The 19,843-nt window shown below is 67.3% G+C and carries 11 protein-coding genes; 4 read left to right on the top strand and 7 right to left on the bottom strand.

The window, feature by feature from the left end; all coding sequences use genetic code 11:
• Positions 1 to 14: 14 nt before the first annotated feature.
• The 5 genes from CUT39_RS17465 to CUT39_RS17445 are packed head-to-tail and all read right to left on the bottom strand — an operon-like array spanning position 15 to position 7,220.
• Complete coding sequence (locus tag CUT39_RS17465; RefSeq protein WP_157930785.1) at positions 15 to 338, bottom strand: hypothetical protein; 324 nt, start codon at positions 336 to 338, stop codon at positions 15 to 17.
• A gap of 41 nt (positions 339 to 379) precedes the next feature.
• Complete coding sequence (locus CUT39_RS17460) at positions 380 to 997, bottom strand: hypothetical protein (protein ID WP_100448730.1); 618 nt, start codon at positions 995 to 997, stop codon at positions 380 to 382.
• 15 nt (positions 998 to 1,012) lie between these two features.
• Complete coding sequence (locus CUT39_RS17455) at positions 1,013 to 3,553, bottom strand: glycosyltransferase (RefSeq protein ID WP_100448729.1); 2,541 nt, start codon at positions 3,551 to 3,553, stop codon at positions 1,013 to 1,015.
• 52 nt (positions 3,554 to 3,605) lie between these two features.
• Complete coding sequence (locus CUT39_RS17450; protein ID WP_100448728.1) at positions 3,606 to 5,282, bottom strand: glycosyltransferase; 1,677 nt, start codon at positions 5,280 to 5,282, stop codon at positions 3,606 to 3,608.
• A gap of 21 nt (positions 5,283 to 5,303) precedes the next feature.
• Positions 5,304 to 7,220 (bottom strand): glycosyltransferase, encoded by a 1,917-nt coding sequence (locus CUT39_RS17445; protein WP_100448727.1) that lies wholly within the window; start codon positions 7,218 to 7,220, stop codon positions 5,304 to 5,306.
• A 557-nt stretch (positions 7,221 to 7,777) separates the two neighbouring features.
• Between CUT39_RS17445 and CUT39_RS20515 the strand changes: the two genes are divergently transcribed.
• The 3 genes from CUT39_RS20515 (at position 7,778) to CUT39_RS17435 (ending at position 12,578) form a co-directional block, all read left to right on the top strand.
• Positions 7,778 to 7,918, top strand: a complete 141-nt coding sequence (locus CUT39_RS20515; protein WP_157930784.1) for a hypothetical protein — start codon at positions 7,778 to 7,780, stop codon at positions 7,916 to 7,918.
• A 299-nt stretch (positions 7,919 to 8,217) separates the two neighbouring features.
• Positions 8,218 to 9,633 (top strand): glycosyltransferase, encoded by a 1,416-nt coding sequence (locus CUT39_RS17440; RefSeq protein ID WP_198587248.1) that lies wholly within the window; start codon positions 8,218 to 8,220, stop codon positions 9,631 to 9,633.
• Positions 9,630 to 12,578: a DUF6395 domain-containing protein gene (locus CUT39_RS17435; protein WP_100448725.1), complete on the top strand. Its 2,949-nt coding sequence runs from the start codon at positions 9,630 to 9,632 to the stop codon at positions 12,576 to 12,578. The genes CUT39_RS17440 and CUT39_RS17435 overlap by 4 nt, the downstream gene beginning before the upstream one ends.
• Before the next feature lie 9 nt (positions 12,579 to 12,587).
• Here CUT39_RS17435 and CUT39_RS17430 read toward each other — a convergent pair whose 3' ends face one another.
• Positions 12,588 to 14,234 (bottom strand): asparagine synthase-related protein, encoded by a 1,647-nt coding sequence (locus CUT39_RS17430; RefSeq protein ID WP_100448724.1) that lies wholly within the window; start codon positions 14,232 to 14,234, stop codon positions 12,588 to 12,590.
• Positions 14,231 to 14,938 carry a hypothetical protein gene (locus CUT39_RS17425; RefSeq protein ID WP_100448723.1) on the bottom strand — a complete coding sequence of 236 codons (708 nt, stop codon included), beginning with the start codon at positions 14,936 to 14,938 and terminating at the stop codon, positions 14,231 to 14,233. The genes CUT39_RS17430 and CUT39_RS17425 overlap by 4 nt, the downstream gene beginning before the upstream one ends.
• Positions 14,939 to 15,298: 360 nt before the next feature.
• Here CUT39_RS17425 and CUT39_RS17420 point away from each other — a divergent pair, with 360 nt between their 5' ends.
• Positions 15,299 to 19,714, top strand: a complete 4,416-nt coding sequence (locus CUT39_RS17420) for a LamG domain-containing protein (protein ID WP_157930783.1) — start codon at positions 15,299 to 15,301, stop codon at positions 19,712 to 19,714.
• The last annotated feature ends 129 nt before the right edge of the window (positions 19,715 to 19,843 follow it).

The following is a 19,843-nucleotide window of genomic DNA, read 5'->3' as shown; positions in this document are numbered from 1 at the left end:
ACGGGCTCCATTGGTCAGCCGCCGGATCGCAGCTGCTGGAAGCGCTCCGCGGTCTCCATCCGTTCGCTCTCGAAAGCGGCGAGGATCCGACGCTGCAGGAACTCGATCCGCTCGACTTCAGTGCTCCCGAGCGACTCGTCGCCGCGTTGGCGGATGGCATCGGAGAGCGCGCGGTAGCGACGTGAGGCCCGGTGGGCGGCCAGCACCACCTGGCCGGAAAGCGCGATCGCGGCTAGGGAGCCGACCGCGATGCCGGCGTTGGTGCGGTCGGTCAGTAGGAGGGCGGCCCCGCAGGCGGTCAGCGCCGCCACCGCCAAGAACGGCAAAAGGTCGAGCATGCTGATGCTCCTGACCTTTTCAATCAGGTTCCTGAACCGACTCATTCTTCGCCGCCTTCGCCGGGCGTCGTGAGCTCGAGGTCGGCCACGGCCTCGTGGCAGGCTTCCAACAGCCCGCCCGGATCGTCCTTCCACTGGCAGATGACCTGCACCATCAGCCGACCGTCGAAGGCGAAGAAGTTATGCTGCTCAACCGACTCCTCCCACCAGTCGAGCACCTCGGCGTACCGGTAGATGCCCTCGTAGCCGCCGGTGAGCGCGGGACTCGCCTCGCTCGGCGCGGCGGTGTTGGCGCTGAGTTCGTCGTACTCGTCCACCAGCGCTTCGCGCTCCTCGGGGCCGCTGTCCGCGTACTCTTCGGGCAGCAGATAGGAGACGACATAGATGCGATGCGTGCTCTCAGGGTCTTCTAGCGGGCGGTAGAGCACGTCCGAGCTGGGGTAGGAGAGTATGTACTGCGCTCCGCCCTCGGAGTCGAGCTCGAAGCCGTCGGGGACCGCGATGTTCACTTCGGCGGGTGCTTCCGGCGCGGGGGCCTCGGTGGACGGCTCATTGGACGAGGTCGCGGGGTCTTCTTGGTCTCCTGCGGACCCGGTCCCGCAGCCGGCGGCCAACGCTCCGAGCACGAGAACCGAGACCATCGAGAGGAGAGATCGCATGGTTGGGCTCCGGGGCTAAGAAGTGGTGATGCTGGACGTATCGATGCTAGCGCAGCGTTGCCCGGGAAGCCCGATCCCGGCTTCGTCGAGCGATCGGACGCGGACGAGGTGGCTCTCGTGGCTGAAGTGTTCGCGCACATAACGCATGCCGCGTTCACTCTGCTCCCGGAACGCGTCAAAGTCCTTCCACATGCCTTCGATCGTCTGCTGGACCTGGTCGATACGGCAGTAAACGGCCCCGTCCCCGAAAGTCGCGGAGAAGTGATGCGGCAGAATAACTACGCAGCCTGTGGCCATCGCCTCCAGCGTGGCCCGGCCGAACGACTCCACCAGGACCGGGTGGTGGAAGTACACCCAGAAGTCCAGCTGGTAGAGGAACGATTTCACGCTGACCTCGTTGTAGTCGTATGCCGTCCAGTTGAGCGGCAGCCTGCCGTTGAGCAGTCGCCTCGGCACCTCGGCTCCGCCCATCACCCGTACATCGAGAGACGGGGCGTCAGGGTAGGCGCAGAGCAGCGATTCTGGGGAATCGGGCCATTTGGTGTAGTAGTCGCGGGAATGACGGCCGATCACCGGGATATCCGACCGGAACCGGTTCCGCGGCATCGCCCACCGCTCGGGTTCGATCACCGACGGGAGCGTGACGTCGCTGATCTGGTCTTGGTGTAGTTCGCCTTCGTCTTCGAGAGCCCGCCGTGTCTCCACACCCTGCGGGACCCAGACAGGTGGTACGCCGAACCAGGCTTCGGCGTTCGCTGAGCAGATGGCAGAGGTGTACCTGACGTCGCTCCCGTCGCGTTCACGTGGCGCCTGATTCGCGATGACGTACACTCGATCGGCCGACAGCTGCGGAGGTGCAGCGAGATCGAACTGCAGTACGGGCGGATAGCGGACGAAGAGAGTGCGCGCGTGCGTCGGATTGTTGGATAGGACGCGCCCGACCAGGCCTCGATTGATGAGATCCTGGACCGGTCCGCACAGGGGCCGCACGGGCGCAGAGGCGTATCGGTAGGAATCCATCTGGAGAACTCCGATGGAGGCGCCTGTCGGGAGGAGAGCGGAGATCTCCTCCAACGTAGACTTCGCCGGTGCTCCGTACGGTCTCCAGTCGGTAGCGAACACGTAGTCGTACTCGGCTCGATCAGGTTGAAGAGGGAGGTTGTGGTGCAGGTGGATGTCGGTCGGCACGGGGACGGGGTCGTCGGCATCGATGAACGGGTCCGCAGCGCCCGCCTGGACCTGCTCGTGCCACAGCGCGTAGGCCGAGCGGTACGCCTCGCGGGCCGGATGGACGGCACCACCGGCTCCGAAATCTGAGCGTGACAATGAATCGTCGCCCTGTCTGAGCATCTGGAGCAGTCTGGGATCGTAGACGATCGCGTCCTCGCCGAACACCGCCTCCAACCTCGCGAGATATTCGCCGTCGGCCGATTTTCTGAGGTTGTGGAAGTATCCGACCCGGGATATGACCTCTGCCGACCGGACCATCGTCGAGGGCATGCTGATTCCCGTCACCGGCCGACCGATGCGGTCGATGGTGAGGTCGGCTCGCATCTTGATGCCGTCGGCGACCGTGGCCACGGCGCCAGGCACCGAGTTCAGAGCTTCCACCTGCATGGCGATGCGGTCGGGATGGCTCCAGTCGTCGGCGTCCTGGAACGTCAGCAAGCTCCCGGACGCCATGTCCAGGGCGACGTTGCGGGCCGCATAGGTGCCAACGTTGGACTCGAGACAGACCAGGCGTACCCGGTCGTCGAGCTCGGCGGCTTCGTCGAGCAGCTCTCTGTACTCTCGGCCCGAACCGTCGTCGAGCAGGAGGATCTCCAGTCGCTCCCAGGACTGCGAAATGAGCGACCGCAGCGCGGTGATCAGGCTCCGGTCCGGCCGGAAGCAGGTCACGGCCACCGTGACCCGTTGGTCCGCGGTTCGGGCGGGCGCGGTGGCACGGAGTCTGTCGAACGGGATCGTCTCGGAATCCGCGGTGAGCGACCACTCGGCGGGCGGCATCCAGCGGCCGAGGCGATCCAGCCAACGGTTCCAGTCCCGCTCTCCGGTCTCGTCCGGATGCGTGAGATTGAGTTCGAGCGCGGCGCGCGAGGCCGGGTCGATCCGTCGGTATCGCTTCAGCAGTCGCCGCAGTCTGCTCAGTTCGCGTCGGTTCCAGAGCAGTTGCGCGTGCAGCGCCTGCTGCGACGGCTGGAGCCAGCCTGGATTCCACGTGCGGCCGATTCGTTCCAATAGCCCGAGGGCGACCTCCGAATCGGAGGACTCGAGTTGCTGCAGCGCGATCGTGCGCGCGTAGGTCGCCAATCGCTTCGGCAGGAGATCCTTAAAAGGCACGCCGACTGCCGCGAAGTCCTCTCCCCGGCCAAGTCGCTCGAGCTCCGCCGTGCCGCCGCGGCCATTGAGCGCGTCGTAGGCGATCAGTTCACGTGCGTTACGACTGCGGAGCCGGATGGCAGTGTTCGACAATGACGCAGCGTCGCGTCGTCGGCTGATAGCGCTGTAATCTCGCAGGATCCGGATGGGCTGCGACGGCGTGGATTCTGCTGCCATGAACCCGATTTCTCCTCGTGGCGGAAGGTGTGATGCCGGGCCACTGCGGTCGTTACGACCGCAGCATCCGTCGCAGTTTCGCCCGCGCCCGGCCGGCGACCGAGCGCCACCACGGCCGTGCGGCTCTGGAGGATTCGGATTGGAGTTGCTTGGCCCTCGACCGCCACTTGTCGAGTGACTCGGCCTTCTTGCCGGCGTGCTGTTTCCACCATTCTGCACGTTTCCGCTGTTTAGCCAGCTTGTCCTTGAGTTCCTCGACTATTCCGTACGGGATCGCCTGGGCGCTCGGGGCTTCTCCGGAACCGGGCGGTTCGGTGCCGAACCAGTCGTCGCCGTCTTCCCACCAGACGCCCCAGATCTCGTCGATCACGTCCTCCAGCGTTTCACCCTCCGCCCGCAGATGGAGGGCGCGGCTGAGGGCGGCGGTGCGTTCCAGTGTGACCGCGGCGAGCGCCTCGAAGCCGGTGACGGCGCAATTGACCTTGCCGACACGCCGGGTGTTCGCGACACGGACCACTTCGGAGACCGCGTTTGGGGCGACGAGGAGACCGACGGGCATTGTGAGTCTGAATGGCACGTTTCTGGAAGGCTGATCGAGATCCTCCGCGAACTCGACCCGAGGATCGGCACGGAAAGTCTCGGCGATCAGCCTCAGGTCAACGAGCGGCTCGTCCAGCGGGGATCGTCGCTCGTCTGTCAGCTCGGACCAGGGGCCGAGGAGACGGAGTCCGACATCGGTCACCGTGCTGTTCAGGACGGAGACACAGCTCGAGGAAACATCCTCAAAGGACGCATCGCGCACGTCGATGACGACTTCGACATATGGCACTTCCCATACGACGTGGCTTGAATTGCGCAGGTGCCGCATCATGGGGATGCTGTTCGCGAAGAACGGCTCGCGGTATCGGCGTCCCTCCTCACGGCGAGACTTCATCTGCGACATGCCCAGGTGCCAGGCGACGGCCCCACCGTCGGGGACGAGGACGGCCCCGGCCTGGGCCATCCGGTAGCCGAATTCGGTGTCGCCGCCCAGGATCATGGCGGTATCCATGCCGCCGCAAGCCTCGTAGAGCCGCCGGGAGAAGGAGATAGTGGCTCCGTTCGCCACGTGCCAGGCTCGGTCGTCGAGCGTGCGCAACTGGTCGTACTTTTCGACCATGTTGTATTCCCAGCTGGGGTTGATGTCCAACCCTTCGAACAGAGTGTCGGCCAGGTCGGCGGCGACCGCCGAGTGCACCTGTTGGGGCGGCAGCCGTTCGGGCCCGATGTCGGCGAAGGCGATGCGGCCGACGACCGCGAGGTAATCGCACTGGTGGTGCCAGCGAGCGTGTGCCTCGACATGCCGATGAGAAGTGAGGATATCGGCGTCGAGCCGCAGGACGACGTCGCCCGAGGCGGCCTGGATCCCGATGTGAACCGCGTTGGCGCTGCCCCAGTGGGGGCCGCTGACCCTGACGATCTTGGTCTTGTCCGGCGCCAGTTGCGGCAGTTGCAGCTCAGGTTCGCTTTGATCGTCGACAACGATCACTTCGAGCAGTTCGGAAGGATAGCTTTGGGCCGCCAGGGCCGCCAGTGCCACATCGAGTTTGTCCTGAGAGCCGTATGCGGGAATGACGACGCTGACGAGCGTGTCAGGCATCCAGGCGCCCAGATCCGGAGGCGACAGGACACCGTGGTCGTTGCGCCGGATGCGCGGTTGCTGGCTCGGCGAAGCTGCGGAGGTGGGCATGGTCGGAGGGATCGTTCCTTTCTATAGGGCTGCTTCGAGGTTGCCGGCGGTGACGAAATCCCCCAGATTGACGCCCCGCATCTGGCGCTCGGTGCCTCTCAAGAAGGCGGCCGACGGCCGGTTCCAGGTGTGGCCGCTCGCGCGGCGGGCGAGCACGTAGCCGATTCCGTGCATCCGATAGATGGTTCCGCCGGCCTCGGCTACGGCCGCAAGGAGTTCGCGGTCTTCGGCGGTGCGGACCCGACGGTATCCTCCCAGCTCGCGGAACGTTGAGAGGCGGATCAGTATCGTGCCTCCCGCAACGTGCAGACTGCGCCGTTCGCTGTGTCCTCCGAAACGCTGGACTGTCAGATCGAACTCCTCGAGGTAGACCAGCTCGGCGCCGCATCCGACGAGAACGGCGCCCGAATAGTGCGAAGCCCGCACCAGGTCGCTGACGTGATGGGGGCTGTACCAGTCGTCATCGTCGAATTTGGTGATGAACTCGCCCGACGCCGCTTGCGCACCGAGGTTGAGCGCTCCGCCGAATATCTCGTCGCCGTCGACCTCGACCACGGTGATCGGGAGGGGACAATCGGCGATGGCCTGCTTGACTTCGGGGACGTCGGCCGCGAGCCCATGCAGGACCAATACGATTTCGATGCGGGGGTGGTCCTGGGCGCTGATCTGGCGAATCGCCGGGACGAGGAAGTCGGGCCGCATAGTGCACAGAAGCACTGAAACGGACGGTGCTTCCTCCGGGGGCAGGCCGCTGGCCGCACGCACGCGTTGGGTGTGCGCAGCCGAAGAGTGCTCTCGCAGCGCTGCTCGCGACAGTGCGACCGAGTGGGACTCGCGGCGCAGTGCATCCGAGAGTTCCTCAGAAGCGTACATATCCATTCGAGAGGTTACGGTGCCGTTGAGTGCCCCCGCCCAGAGCGGGCTCCGATCACGGCTCACCAGGGGAACACCCCCGCACGCCAGTCCGGCGACGGTGCGGAGTCCTCCGATGCTGCCGGGGTGCCCGTCCCAGTGGACTCGCACCGACCGGAGTTCGCGCAACCGCTCGAGGTCGAAGTCGGTGACCGCTCCCGACGGATCGAGTCGCATCCGCCTACCGTCCTTGAATCGTACCTGCCAGGCATGATCGGCGAATACGAGATCGGCGTCGCTCTCCTTGGGGCGATTGTCGAATCCCATCCGGTTAACCGTGAACTCGTCGATCGGGGGCAGGATGCCCGGATCGACGGAGTCGTGGACCGGGTCTCCGCTCCCACCGAAGATTCCCCGTCGCACCGGTCTGGGGTCGCGGACCTCGAGGAAACGCACCCGGTCATCACCGGAGACCTTCTCGAGGGGGCCGGTGTGAAGCATCACGTCATAGAACGGTACGTTCGGCGAATTCTCCACCGGCAGCGGTGGTCTCGGACTTGTTGGGGCGCCAGGGCTCCAGTGTCCGGAACCCGGCCCGTGCAGGGCGAAGCGAGGCGACATCGGGCGCGGGCTCTCCGTGGTGGTGGCGATGACGGCCCGGACGTAATGGACCGCCGCCAGAGGCTGCCTGACGGCGAACTCGCACGACCAGCGGTGCGGGTCGTCGAACCTGACCTCGAGCTTCAGCAGAGACTGAGCGGTCCAGTAGGCCGGGAGTCTGACCTGTACGGGGCGGTTCACAGCGGCCATCTCGGTGATGACGACCAGGCACTGGCGAACCTGGGGAAGCAGGCCCGAAACGGCGACTGCCCGATGCAGGTCCGTCATCGTCCGCGCCACCACGGCCAGACGGCGGTACTCACCAGAGGGCCGCACACCGACGTCCAGATCGTCCAGGTCGATCACCTCAGGCCGTGCCTCGACGGCCGCCAGGGCGTTGGCGGGCCCGTTCCCCGAGTGGAATCCGATAGTCGCCACCAGAGCGCTCTCCCGTGCGAGGAAGCCCGCGAGGGGATCGGTAGTCATGGTGCCTCTCTGTTCAGCTCGGCGGTGATGCTCCTGAAACGGAGTCACAGGCTATTCTTGTCGGGCCCTGCGCTGCGGGAGTCCGGCGTCTCGAATGACGTGGTAGGGAGGAGCAGCGCATAACATGTGGTAAGAGATGTTGTCCGCAGTATAGCCAGCCGCGGCCGGGCGGTAAGAACTGCAGGTAGCGAGCGGTATCGCCTGACCCTCCGCGATGGTGACGCCTCGGCGACCGCCGTCGTTCGCCTGGAAGTCCGGTAGGGCGTGGTTCCGTACTGAACGGGGCACCAGAGGTCGAGAGTCTACAGTAGGTGAGATCACACCGCTGGCCGCTTCCTCGCATAAACCAGTATTGCGCTCGCGTTCATGACCAGTTCAGTCATGCGGAAGGCACGGCCGTGTTTGGGCGGGCGGCCGGTGTCGACCTGCGGCGATGCAGGGGTGTCGGGTCTTGTCTGATGCTGTTGGCCTGCAGCAGAGAGGCGCCGCTCGGCGTCTTCTTTGTCGTGACACGAAGGAAACAAGGAGCGGCTGCAGATCCCAGCGTAGGGAGCGAGATGTGTGATGGGCTGCTGCGGGTGCTGTTGGCTCAGGTCGATGGCTGTTTCGCCCGGGTCGGGCCGCGGCTGAAGGCCGGGCAGTACCTGCGCGCGGTCACGTCCGGCTTGGCCGAACGGCAATGGCTGGTCGACCGCTGAATGGATAGGTGACGTCGGCCCGGCCGCGGTGCGGCGTCTGCTGAACCGGGCGGTATGGCCACCGCTGGTGTGCGACGCCAGCACAGGGGCTGCGCCGACGGGGTAGCGCACGGCATCAGCCCATCCACCTCGCCTACGCCGGCGGCGGCTACGCTCCGCCTCGCAATCGATGTGGATAAGATGACTGCGATATGGCACCTCGCACCTCCCGTCACTCGGTTCTCTCCGACAATGACTATTCGTCGTTCGCCGTTCCCCGGCTTGGAGAATGGGAGCCGTGGCAGAGTGTCAGCGTAGTCATGCCCGCGTACGGTGCCCAGGAGAAGCTCGACCACGCGCTCGCCGCTTTGTCGGTGCAGAGCTACCCCCAGTCGCTCCTGGAGGTCGTCGTGGCCGACGACGGCAGCGACCCGCCGCTGCGCCTACCCGAGATCCGCCCGGAGCACTGCCGCGTCATCACCACCCCCGACGAGGTGTGGGGCTCGGCCGCCGGAACCAACGCCGGCGTCGCCGCCTCGGACGGCCAGGTGATCCTCCGGCTCGACGCCGACATGCTGGTCTGGCGCGAGCACATCGAATCCCAGATGCGGTGGCACCATCTGGCCGACTACCTCGTCGTGCTCGGGCACAAGCGCTTCGTCGACTACCGGCCCGGCCAGTACACACCCGAACAAGTCCACTACGCGGTCGCCTCGGGCGAGGCCGCCGGCCTGTTCGACCCGGCCGAAGCCAAGCCCCAGTGGATCGAAAGCGTCATCGAACGCACCGATGGCCTCAAACGCGCCCGCTGGCGCAACGTCGCCAACGTCTTCGTAGGCGCCTCGGCCTCTTTCCCCCGGACCCTCTTCGAGCGGGCCGGCGGCTTCGACTCCTCGATGCCCCTGGGCAGCGACACCGACTTCGGGCACCGCCTCGTCCAGGCCGGCGCCGCGTTCGTCCCCGACGACGACACCTCGAGTTGGCACCTCGGCGTCCCCGAGATCAAGGCCCGCACCGCCGACGGCAACCGATACCGCAGCGCATTCTTCCTCCAGCGCCTGCCCGAGCACCGCAGCCGCCGCCAGGCCCCCCGCGTCCAGTTCGACGTCCCCTCGGTCGACATCGTCATCGACGTCGACGAGTTCGACCTCGAACGCATAGACTCCCGCGTCCGCCCTCTGCTCGACGGCGCCCGCTCCGACATCCGCATCACCCTCGTGGCCCCCTGGCCCGACCCCTCGCTCCAGCGCGCCGTCGTCGCCGACGACGAGCTCGAAGCCAAGGTCGTCCAGGCCTACTACGGCGGCGAAGCGCGCGTCGCCTTCGCCGCCGAGACGCCCCCCGCCCACCACTCGACGCCCTTCCGCCTCGAACTCCCGCTGGCCTACCCTGCCACCACCCACACCGTTTCCCGGCTCACCGGCGCCGCCGAGAAACACAACGTCGGCACCGTCGAACTGCCCTCGCCCGACGGCACCGCCCGGCTCGTCCGGCGCTCCGCCGCCGCCCGCGCCGACCACCTCGGCGTGCCGGTGGACGAGGTCGCCGAGTCGGCGCGGCTCGCGCCGGAGGCCGAGGCCCCGAAGTCCCGCCGCCGCCCCAACGAGGTCGGCCGCCTCGCCAGGGCCTACAACGAGCGGCGGTGGCAGCCGCGCCGTGTCGCCAGGCTCTCCCGGCACGTCCGATATTCGCCCACGTGGCTCCTCCACTGCCTTCGACACATGGCCCGCAGATGAAGACCACTATCACCGCCGTCCCCGAGACCGACGCCGTCGCCGTCCGGCTCCACTTCGAACCCGAATCCGACGACCGGACCGAGATCCCCGGCGAGGCCATGATCGGCCGAACCGCGAGCGCCCGGCTGCCCGGAGGGTTCGACCTCGACGCCACCCACCCCGACGTCCTGGCGCTGGCCGCGCTGCTGTCGTGCCGGCCCTGGGCCGGTCGCCGCCTCCTCCTGGACCGACCCGTCAGCGAACCCTTTGCCGCCGCCGTCGCCGAACACCTCGACCTCGAGCTCGAACCGGCCGATCCGGACCTGCCACCCCGTGTCCGGCCCGCCGGGCCGCGACCCGGCGTCGCATACTCCGGCGGCGTCGACTCGGTCGCCGCGGTGGCTCTGCTGCCCGGTGAACCGCACCTGTATTACCTCGATCGCGTCATCCGCGAGGATGGCAAGGGCGCCATCAACAAGGCGGCCGCGCACGCCTCCTGCGACGACATCGAGCGCAAGGGCCACCTCGTGCGCCGCGTCCCTTGCGACGTCGAATATCTGCGCCGCCCCACCGGCGTCCCGGTAAACCTGCCGACCGACCTGTCGTTCGCGCTCCCGGCGGTGCTCTGCGCCGACTTCGACGGCCTCGACGCCCTGGTCACCGGCATCCTGGCCTCCAGCGTCTACGGGCTCAGCGGCGGCCGCTTCAGCGCCCCGGGACCCGACCACGCGTTCCGAGTCTGGCAGCCGGTCACCGCCGCGGCCGGGCTCCCGTTCCAGCCGGTCGCCGCCGGGCTCACCGAGGCCTCGACCCCCGTCGTGGTCGACCAGGCCTGGCGAGGAGAGGTTCTCGCCCAGTCTTGCCACGTCGGCGGCGCCGGGATTCCCTGCGGCTCGTGCCGCAACTGCTTCCGCAAGACGCTGGTCGACTCCGCGCTCAGTGGCCGCTGGCCCGAGCCGGAGCGCGTCGACGCCATGCTGCGCAGCCCTCAGGCGCTCGCCGACCTCACTGCCGTCCCGATGCCGCTCGAGTGCTCACTGGTGTTCTCCATGGGCCGCTACGACGGCCGTGACCTGCTGCTGCGGCTCCTGCGCGACCGGGTCTGCCGGGAGGACCGCCGGGCCGACTGGATGGCGCGTCACTACACGCCCGCGCTCGATCTGCTCGACGACCGCTACCGCGACGGCGTCGCGCAGCGGATCGCCGTTTACGTCAAGGCCATGACCGACGAGGACATCGTGGCGGTCGAATCCTGGGACGTCAAGGCGGAGGCCGCGTTCCGCCGAACCTGGAGCGAGTCGGCGGCGTTCATCGAACGGCTCACGCGCCACGGTTCGGTCGTCGGCAAACGGCGGGGGGTCCGCCCCGACTTCCGGCCCTACCGGCCCGGAGTCGCGGGTCGGCACGACGGCGAAGCCCTGCCCCGCAACGACTGGTCGAGTCTGCGGCCGGCCGAAATCGGCCGGCTCGAGCCGCGACTGACCGTCTCGGTCGTGGTGCCCGCCTACGGCGGCCAGGAGAAGCTCGACCTCGTGCTCGCCGGTCTGGCCGAGCAGTCCTACCCGGCCGAGCTCACCGAGGTCGTCGTCGTCGACGACCGGAGCGACCCGCCTCTGCGGCTGCCGGAGCGGCGGCCGGCCTCGACCCGCATCGTCCGCACCACCGGCGAGGCCTGGGGCGCGGGGAACGCCGTGGCCGTCGGGGCGTCGGCCAGCAGCGGGGAGGTGATCGTCCGGCTCGACGCCGACACGGTCCCCTTCAGGGCCCATATCGAGTCGCACCTGCGTTGGCATCACCTCGTCGACAATCTGATGGTGTTGGGCCACAAACGATTCGTCGAGTACGAGACCGGTACGCTGAGCCCGGACCAGGTGGCGCGCGAGGTCGCCGCGGGCCGAGCGGACGGACTGTTCGACGTCGATGCCGCGCTCGAGGCCAAGAACGTCAAGTTCCTCGCGGGCTCCGACCGGCTCCGCACCGCGCACTGGAGCCGCCTGCACTCGGTCATGGAGGGCATCACGGTCTCGACCCACCGGAGCCTGTTCGTCGCGGCCGGCGGGATGGACGTCGAGATGGTGCGCGGTCAGGACGTCGAGTTCGCCTACCGGGTGGGGCTGGCCGGCGGGGTGTTCGTCCCCGACGACGGCGAGTCGGTCTGGCACCTGGGCATCCCCGAGGGCTGGCGCAACCGCGACCGCGGAAAGCGGGTCCGCAAGGCCCTCAACGGCCAGCGCATCCCCGAGTCGATCCACCGGAAGGACAACGGCGGCCGGTCGTGGACGGTGCCACTGGTCGACGTGGTCGTCGACGTCGAGGACGCCTCCTTCGAGGAGGTCGTCGACTCGGTCATGCCGCTGCTGGACGGCTTCTGCCGCGACATCCGGGTGACGCTGGTCGGTTCGTGGCCGGAGCCGACGACCGGCCGCGAGGCCACATTGGATCACCCAAGGCTCGATCTCAAGCTGGTCCATGAGGCCCTGCGCGCCGACCGCCGCGTCCGCTTCACCAACTGGGAGTACGGCCGCGCCGACCCGTCGGTGCCGTGGCGGCTGGTGCTCTCCCCGCGCATTCCGACCACGCCATACACGATCGGAAGTCTGCTGGAGGTCGCGAACCGCGGGCAGTCCGGGCTCGTGGTGGCGCGCCACGGCGAGGATCGGATGCGCCTGGAGCGGCGTTCGATATTCGCCAGGGCCGTGTGGTTCGGCGCCAAGAGCTTCGATCTCGACCGGCATGTCGAGCGCCTGTCGTCGATCGTCCGGATGTCCGCCCCGTCGTCGGTCGCCCGTCCCGAGGAGGCGCCGCTGCCGGCTTCGCGCGGCGAATGGCGCAGGCGTGAGGAGCTGTTGGAACTGGTCGAGCTGGACAAGTCCCGCGCCGATCACCTGGCCTGGCACGTCAAGTTCTCGCCGACGTGGGTGCTCTCCCGGCTCAAGGCGAAGGTCAAGCGCATGCTGCGGCGCTGAGCGGTGCGGTCAGGCGCCGCAGCCGTCGATCGCGAGCCGGGCTCGGTGCCGTTCCAGCCAGTTGCCGAAGAGCCCGGCCCATGCCAGCGTCCGCATGCCGCCCATGCCGGATCCGAGCAGTGCCAGAGCGTCGGGGTCCTTCACGGCGCGGCGCGCGGTCGGCGTGAGCAGGGCCATTATCGGCTCCGCCTCGCGGACGTGGCGCCCGAGTATCCGAAGGCTTTCGGGGCTCGCCTGCCTGCGGCCGCGCCGCGCGCCGAGGGGTCTGCCGTCGTTCGTGGACGGCAGGGCTGCGACGTGGGGGTCGGCGGTGTGGAGCATGCGCCGGTAGAACGCGCCGCCGAGCTTCTCCTCGGCCGGCACGCGGATCGCGGCGCGAAGGACCTCGGGGTGCGCGAACGGGGTCCGGACGTCGAGCTCCGGTCCGAGCAGCCACCGTCCCGAGAGGCCGATGGCCCGAGCCGTGCGGAGGTGCAGCACACCCAGCATGGCGCCGGCCCGGTGGCCGATGAAGGGGGCGACGGCGGCGTGGAGCCGGTCGCCCGTGGTCTCGGTGAAGAGGTCGGCCACGGCCGGACGCAGCATCCGGTTGGCGCGTAGGCGGCGCTGCTCCAAGGTCTTCCAGAGCCGGTGTTCGCGTCGTCTGGCGTCGGTCTCGGTCGCGAGGGATTTGCCGACCAGGGCACTCTTGAACAGGATGTCGCCGGCCAGACCGTCGATGACGGTCCTTTCCCGGTCGTGGAGGCTGCGGGCGACCGGCATGATCCAGGTGTGGAGGTGGGTCTGGAACTCCAGGCGCTCCCGCACGGCCGCGTGCTCCTCTACCCAGGCCTCCGGGCCCGGGATCAGAGTGCGGTGCTCCATGCCGAGGGCTTCGGCGACTGGGCCCGCGTACGCCACGTCCCGGTCGTGGCCGTCGTCGCCGCTGGTGGTCCAGGCTGTGATGGCGCCGATGCGGCGGCGCGCGAGGATGCCGAGCAGCCGCGAGTCCCAGCCGCCGCTGAGGGTCATCGCCGCCTCGGAGGCCGGGACGATCGCCTCGGTCACGGTGTCGACGACGTCGGTCGGCGTGGTCTTCGCGTCCTCGGTCTCCTGGAGCCAGCCGGGTTCGAACGAGTCACGCGACAGGCGGCCGTCATCGACGGCAAGCGCAGTGGCCGCACGCAGTCGGCGGATCTCCCGGAACGGCGTGTCGTCGGCCGCGGGGGCGTGGAAGGCGAGGATAGCGGCCCAGGCGTCCCATCCGATGTGGAGTGGAGCGTCGCCGAGGTCGAGCAGCCCTTCGATGCGCGAGGCGAAGTAGACCGCGCCGTCGATCTCACGGTAGTAGAGGTCGTGCAGGCCGAGGGCGTCGGTGTGCAGGGCCGCGACCGGTTCGGTCTGGAGCCCGGCGGCCAGGCGCGATTCGGCGGCGTCCTGCCATCGTGTCGGTTCGGAGCCTGAGGCGAACGGGTCCCAATACCGGCCGCGGCGGGACCCGGACGACCAGGAGTCGGTCGTTCCGGTGGTGCAGAGGACCGCGGTCGGGCCTTCGACGGCGGTCGAGAGGCCGTCGGGCGCGTCGCGCCGCAGGCGTTCGAGCCGCTCCCGGCTCCAGCGGCCGAGCGCGCCGCACCAGTACTGCCCGGCGCGGTACGCGATCGGTTCGTCGTTCACCGGGAACCTCCTCGCAGAATGCGGACGAGGCGTCGCTTCATCCCGCGCCGCAGGCGTCGGCGCAGTGGTTCGGTCGCCAGAGACCGCCAGTGCCGGGCTTGCTCTCGTGTCTCGGCGAGCTTCGCGTCGCGCTCGCCGAGGGCGGCGCGGAGCAGGGCCAGCTCGCGGTGTAGCCCGGTGACGTCCGGCGACTCGGGCAACTCGTCGGTCCAGTCGAAGGCCCACGCGGACCCGTCGATCCACCGGGTGCCATCACGGCGGTCGACGGCGTCGAAGCGACTGTCGCCGGGGTGCGCGCGGGCCGCGGCCTCGACCGCTTCGCGCCGCTCCAGGCGGGCGAAGTGCATGTCGCTGTTCTTGACGCAGGCCAGGAAGATGATGCCCAGCTGGTCCCGTTCGATCTCGCGGACCATGCGGTCCAGGGCGCCGACTCGGAGCACGAGGTCGGGTGGCATACACAGCCGGTACGGCGCGGCGGTGTCGGGAGCTTCGTCGGCGCAGGTGATTCGCGGTTCGTCGGCGAAGCGACGGCGCAGCCGCTCAGCGCGGCGCTCGTCGGGCACCAGCACCGCCACCCGTGCCGATGTCCGGGAGGTGCCGAGGGCACTGTAGACGGCGGGCCCGACCTTGCTCTTGGACCGGCTCGCATCGACCACGATCTGCACACGCAGCGAGTCGATTCGGGCGTGAGTGGGGGCGGACACGGACCGATCGTAACGTTCCAGGTCCGACGGCGAACAGCCGTGGGCGGAGCGCCGCAACGGCGGAGAGACCTGAGGCGAATCACAGTGGAATGTTGGGGTGTATGGACAGTGAATATCGGATCAACTGTGCTTCTGTGGATGGTGGGTCGAGCCTGAGGTCGCCATTGAAGCCGAATCGTTATATTGCCAGCTTGGGGCAACATCTGTGGATATCAGGTCCTGATTTGCTAACAGAGAGTCCGTCGCTCGTGCTGCGGGCTCAGGCGATCGCTGCTAACGTTTTCGGCGGTTCCGGTCACAGCCAGTGTCGGCCTTACATGCCTCATCATCTCCACTACCCCCAATAGGAAAGTGCCCCAAGTGAAGCGACCCCACGCCCCTGGATTCGTCCATCGTGGTTTGGGCCTCGGCTTGACAGCCGTGATCGGTGCGGCGCTGCTCATCGACACCCCTGCCTCCGCCCAAGACATCGATGAATCGACCTGTAGCGAATCCACTGACCTGCAGGAGCGTAGCGAGTCCAGCGCACTGTCACTGGCCGCGGAATGCAGTGCGGAAGTACTCATCCGCGACTCAGTCGGCTACACCACCAGCTCGTACGCCCAGCCCGACGGTTCGGTGAGCACCGCCTTCACCGTAGAGCCGCAGTGGGTCCCCGACCAAGCCGGCGAATGGGTCGACGCCGACACCACCCTCGAAGTCGACGAGAACGGCACGATCCGGTCCAAAGCCACCGTCTCGGACCTCGCGTTCGGGTCGGGCGGTGAGTCCGAATTCGTTACCGCAACCAACCGCGAGGGTGAGGCGGTAACGCTGAGCTGGGGCGAGCCGCTGCCTGAACCGGTCATCGACGGTGACACCATCACTTACCCCGAGGTGCTGCCGGAGATCGACCTGCAAGCCCATGCCGAGGTGACCGGGTTCTCCTACGCGTTGGTGGTCAAGACCCCCGAAGCCGCAACGAATCCCGCGCTGAAGCGCGTCGAGCTCGGGTTCAAATCCCACGGTTTGTCGGTCGCCTCCGATAACGCCGCCGACACCGCCTCGCTCGCCGACAAGTCCGGACGACCGGCGTTCACCGTCGAGAGCCCGTGGATGTGGGATTCCTCAGCCACCGACGCAGGCATTCCCGAACATGCGGCTCCGATGGAGCTGGAGATGGACGACGACTCGCTGACGGTGATCCCGGACCAGGACCTGCTGAGCGACCCCGAGGCAGAGTTCCCCATCTATATCGACCCCAAGTTCCGCGACGAGGGCGCCAATTTCGCCAACGCCTACTCACGGACGACCGGCATCACCTGCGGCACCGGCTCAGAGATGTGCACCGGTCGACAGACCTGGGCAAGCGATTCTACCTACGGTGCGTGGCGATCGGCGATGAAGTTCAACGGCCTGCAGGCGATCGCCGACCGTGAAGTGCAGCAGACGACCGTATGGATCACTCAGACCCACACCGGTGACGCGGGCTCGACGCAGAAGGTGCGGCTGGCGGCGATGGACTGGTTCGACATGTCCAGCGACATCACCTGGGACGATTTCAACGACCAGATAGTCGGAGAAGTGGCCCGCGATTCCGTTCCGACCTCCCACACTGGAGCCGACGAGCCGGACCAGGAGATCAGATGGGCCGACGACAGGACCGCCGATCGGATTCAGGAACTGGTCGATCGCGGGAACAACACCGCGGTATTCGCGGCACTCTCCGGAGCCAACTGGGACCAGGAGGAGCACAGGGACTACTGGCGCAAGCTCGACCCATCCTCGGCGAAGATGATCGTCTGGCACGCTCCGCTCAAGGCCACGAACCTGTACACGGACGGCGACGCGTGCTCGACTTCGGCACCAGGACCGACCATCAATGACCTGACTCCGACCTTTAAGGCGACCGCGCCGAAGAGTCTCGAACCGGACAATCGGGTCTCGTTCTACCTCTACGAGCGCGACAAGTCGCATCCGAGCATGCTCGAACAGATCGACACCCATGATGTAGCCGACGGTCAGGTCCTACGGGTGTCGGTGGCCTCCGGAAAGCTCGAACGCGGCCGGACCTACCGGTGGAACGTGCGAGCCCGGGACTCTGACGCGGAATCGTCGCGCTATGGGCAATTCTCCTCGTACTGCTACTTCACGGTGAACTCACTTCCGGAGGCCCCGACCGCGCAGTCGACTGAAGGCCAAGGTTGTGGCACCGAGTCGGATCCGACGCTGGTGACCACCCGTACTCCGAAGCTGGCCGCAGCCCCGCGGGACCCTGACGGCGGCGCGGTCGAGTTGCGGTATCTCTTCTACAAGCCGTCCGGCTCGAACATCGAGAACTGGTACGTCGACGCGCAGGCCGGACAGTCGACGCCGTCCCGACTGGCCTCTGGCGTGGTGACCGAAGATGGGCTGTACAGGTGGCGTGCCCAGACGTTCGATGCATTCACCCACAGCAGTAAGAGCGAGTTCTGCTACGTGCGCATCGATACGACCGCGCCTGAGCCACCTGATGTGGCGAGGGTGACCGCGAATCCGCTCCCGGGAGATCCGGTCGAGTTCGAGTTCGTCGGCGGTGACGATGTGACCGGGTTCGAGTACGCCTTGGAAGGCGAAACCAAGCAGGCGGTTTCGGCGGCGGACGGTCAGACGAAGGTATCGGTCACGCCGTCCACCGGTTCGGTCGACCACGCGATCCAGGTCTGGGCGGTCGACTCGGCGGGAAACACCTCGAGTCCGACGACATACTGGTTCACCACCGTCGAAACCCAACCGGCCGAAGCGATCGGCGCTTGGCGATTCGACGGGGACGGACTCGACGACGCTGCGGACAGTTCGCTGTCAGCATTGGAGTCGGCCGTCTACGGTCCGGACCGCGAGGGCCGCACGGACGCGGCGGCCGTCTTCGACGGCGCCAGCGACACCTGCATGGTCGCCGATGAGCCCATCGTCAACGCGAGCGACTCGTTCACGGTCGCCGCTTGGGCCTACATCGAAGCGCCACCATCGTCGGGTTCGCCCGTGGTCATGGGCGCGACCGGTCAGAGCAGGAGCAACCTGAAGCTGTTCATGTCCTCGACGAACGCTTGGGGTGCTTCCATGTACTCGTCCGATACGGCCGACGTCACCGCGGTCACCGTCTTCGCCGAGTCCTCGAACACCGAGTTCAGTTCCTGGACCCATGTCGCCGCGGCCTATGACGCTCCGGCCGAACGACTGCGGTTGTATGTGAACGGCCAACTGGTCGCTTCGGATCCGGTACCGTTCGACCCGTGGGCGCCGACGGGACGGTTCGCGGTCGGTTGCGGCGCAAAGGGGAACGGCGCGACCTTCCATCCGATGACCGGATCGGTCGACGACGCGGTGGTGTTCAACGACATCTTGACCGGTGAGCAACTCAGCGAGCTCATGGACGGCAATGGCATGCCGTCCGCCGTGCAAGCGTGGTACCCGCTGCGCGGAGATGGGGCCGACGTTTCGGGCAGGGGTACCGACCTGACCGCGATGCCAACCGCACCTACGTGGGGACCCGATCAGTATGGCCGCGCTCAGAGCGCTTTGCAGTTCGACGGATCCACCTGTCCGACCGCTGACACGGTCCCAGTGCGTACCGATGAGGCATTCACAGTATCGGCATGGGCTTGGCTGGATGCAGAACATACGAGTGGGCATCCGCGTCTGTTCAGCTTCAACGGCGCACAGTACTTCTCGGTTATGACGAAGTACAGCGCCAATTCCGACACCTGGACGGTGGGGGTGACCAGTCAGGACAGCGCTGATGCGGACTGGGGCGACGGTGCCGTCAGTGCCGAGGCCGCAGTGAAGGAGAAGTGGACCCATTTTGCCGTCACTGTCGATCCGGACAATGCCCTGCTGCAACTGTTCATCGATGGGGAGCTGTCCGATACCGGCACTATCGCAATGGATTGGGAGCCTTGGCGCGCCGGGGAGTTCGTGATCGGCTGTGGCGGCGTAGAAGACGGCTCGCGTTGGACGGAGTGGGAAGGATCCATTTCGGATGTTCGTTTGTGGCGTGGGGCGCTTGATGCCGACGAGGTCGCTGCCGCTCATACCGAACGGTTGTCGCATTGGGAGTTGGGCCGGGACGAGCTTGGCGTCGATCTGTGGGGCGCCGATGACCTGACGCTCAATGGCGAGTATTCGTGGGAGGTCGACCGGTACAACGATTGCTGGGCGGCCTATGGACTCGCGCTCGGCGGTACTGGCTGGGCCGAGACGACAGGCCCCGTGATCACCACTGACGAGTCGTTCACGGTAGCCGGTTGGGCGCGAGTCGATGATCTCGATGACTACCGCACGATAGTTTCGCAGACCGGCGACGAGTTCGGTGCGTTCAATCTGGTTTACAGCCCGGTTGCCGGCCGATTCCAGTTGTCGATGCCTTCGGCCGGCTCTGGGGACGGTCCCTGGACACTCGCGTACGCCGAGGATCCTCCCGAGATCGATGAGTCGACCGGGGTCGGCAAGTGGTACCACCTGGTCGGCCAGGTCGATCTGGGCGCGGGTGTGATTCGGCTGTATGTCGATGGCGAGCTGCAGGATGAGGCCCCGGTGGTGGCCTCGCCGTGGAAGGCGACGGGTCCGTTGACGATCGGTGCGGCCGAGCAGCAGGGCGAGATGACCAATCAGATGGTCGGCGCCATCGACAGCGTCCGGACCTGGTCGGGAGTGCTGGACGAATTGTCGATCCAGGCCCTGGCGGCGGATCGTCCCCAGTTCGAGCAGGATCCGGACGATGCCGACTGCTCCGATTCCGAGGAGCCGCCCCCGTTGTGACGTTGCCGTTCGGTCGGCGGGAACTCCCCCCCCGCCGACCGGCACGCTGCCCCCTGCGAACCCCCGACTGGATTGATGGAAGGCCCCCTTTGATGTACCCCGGTTCTCTGTCGACCTCGCATGATGTTG

The sequence above is a fragment of the Glycomyces xiaoerkulensis genome (assembly GCF_002798405.1).
In the GTDB taxonomy this organism is placed as follows: Bacteria; Actinomycetota; Actinomycetes; order Mycobacteriales; family Micromonosporaceae; genus Glycomyces; species Glycomyces xiaoerkulensis.
Note: the sequence above shows the minus strand (reverse complement) of the source record. Positions and strands in the feature narration are given on the sequence as shown.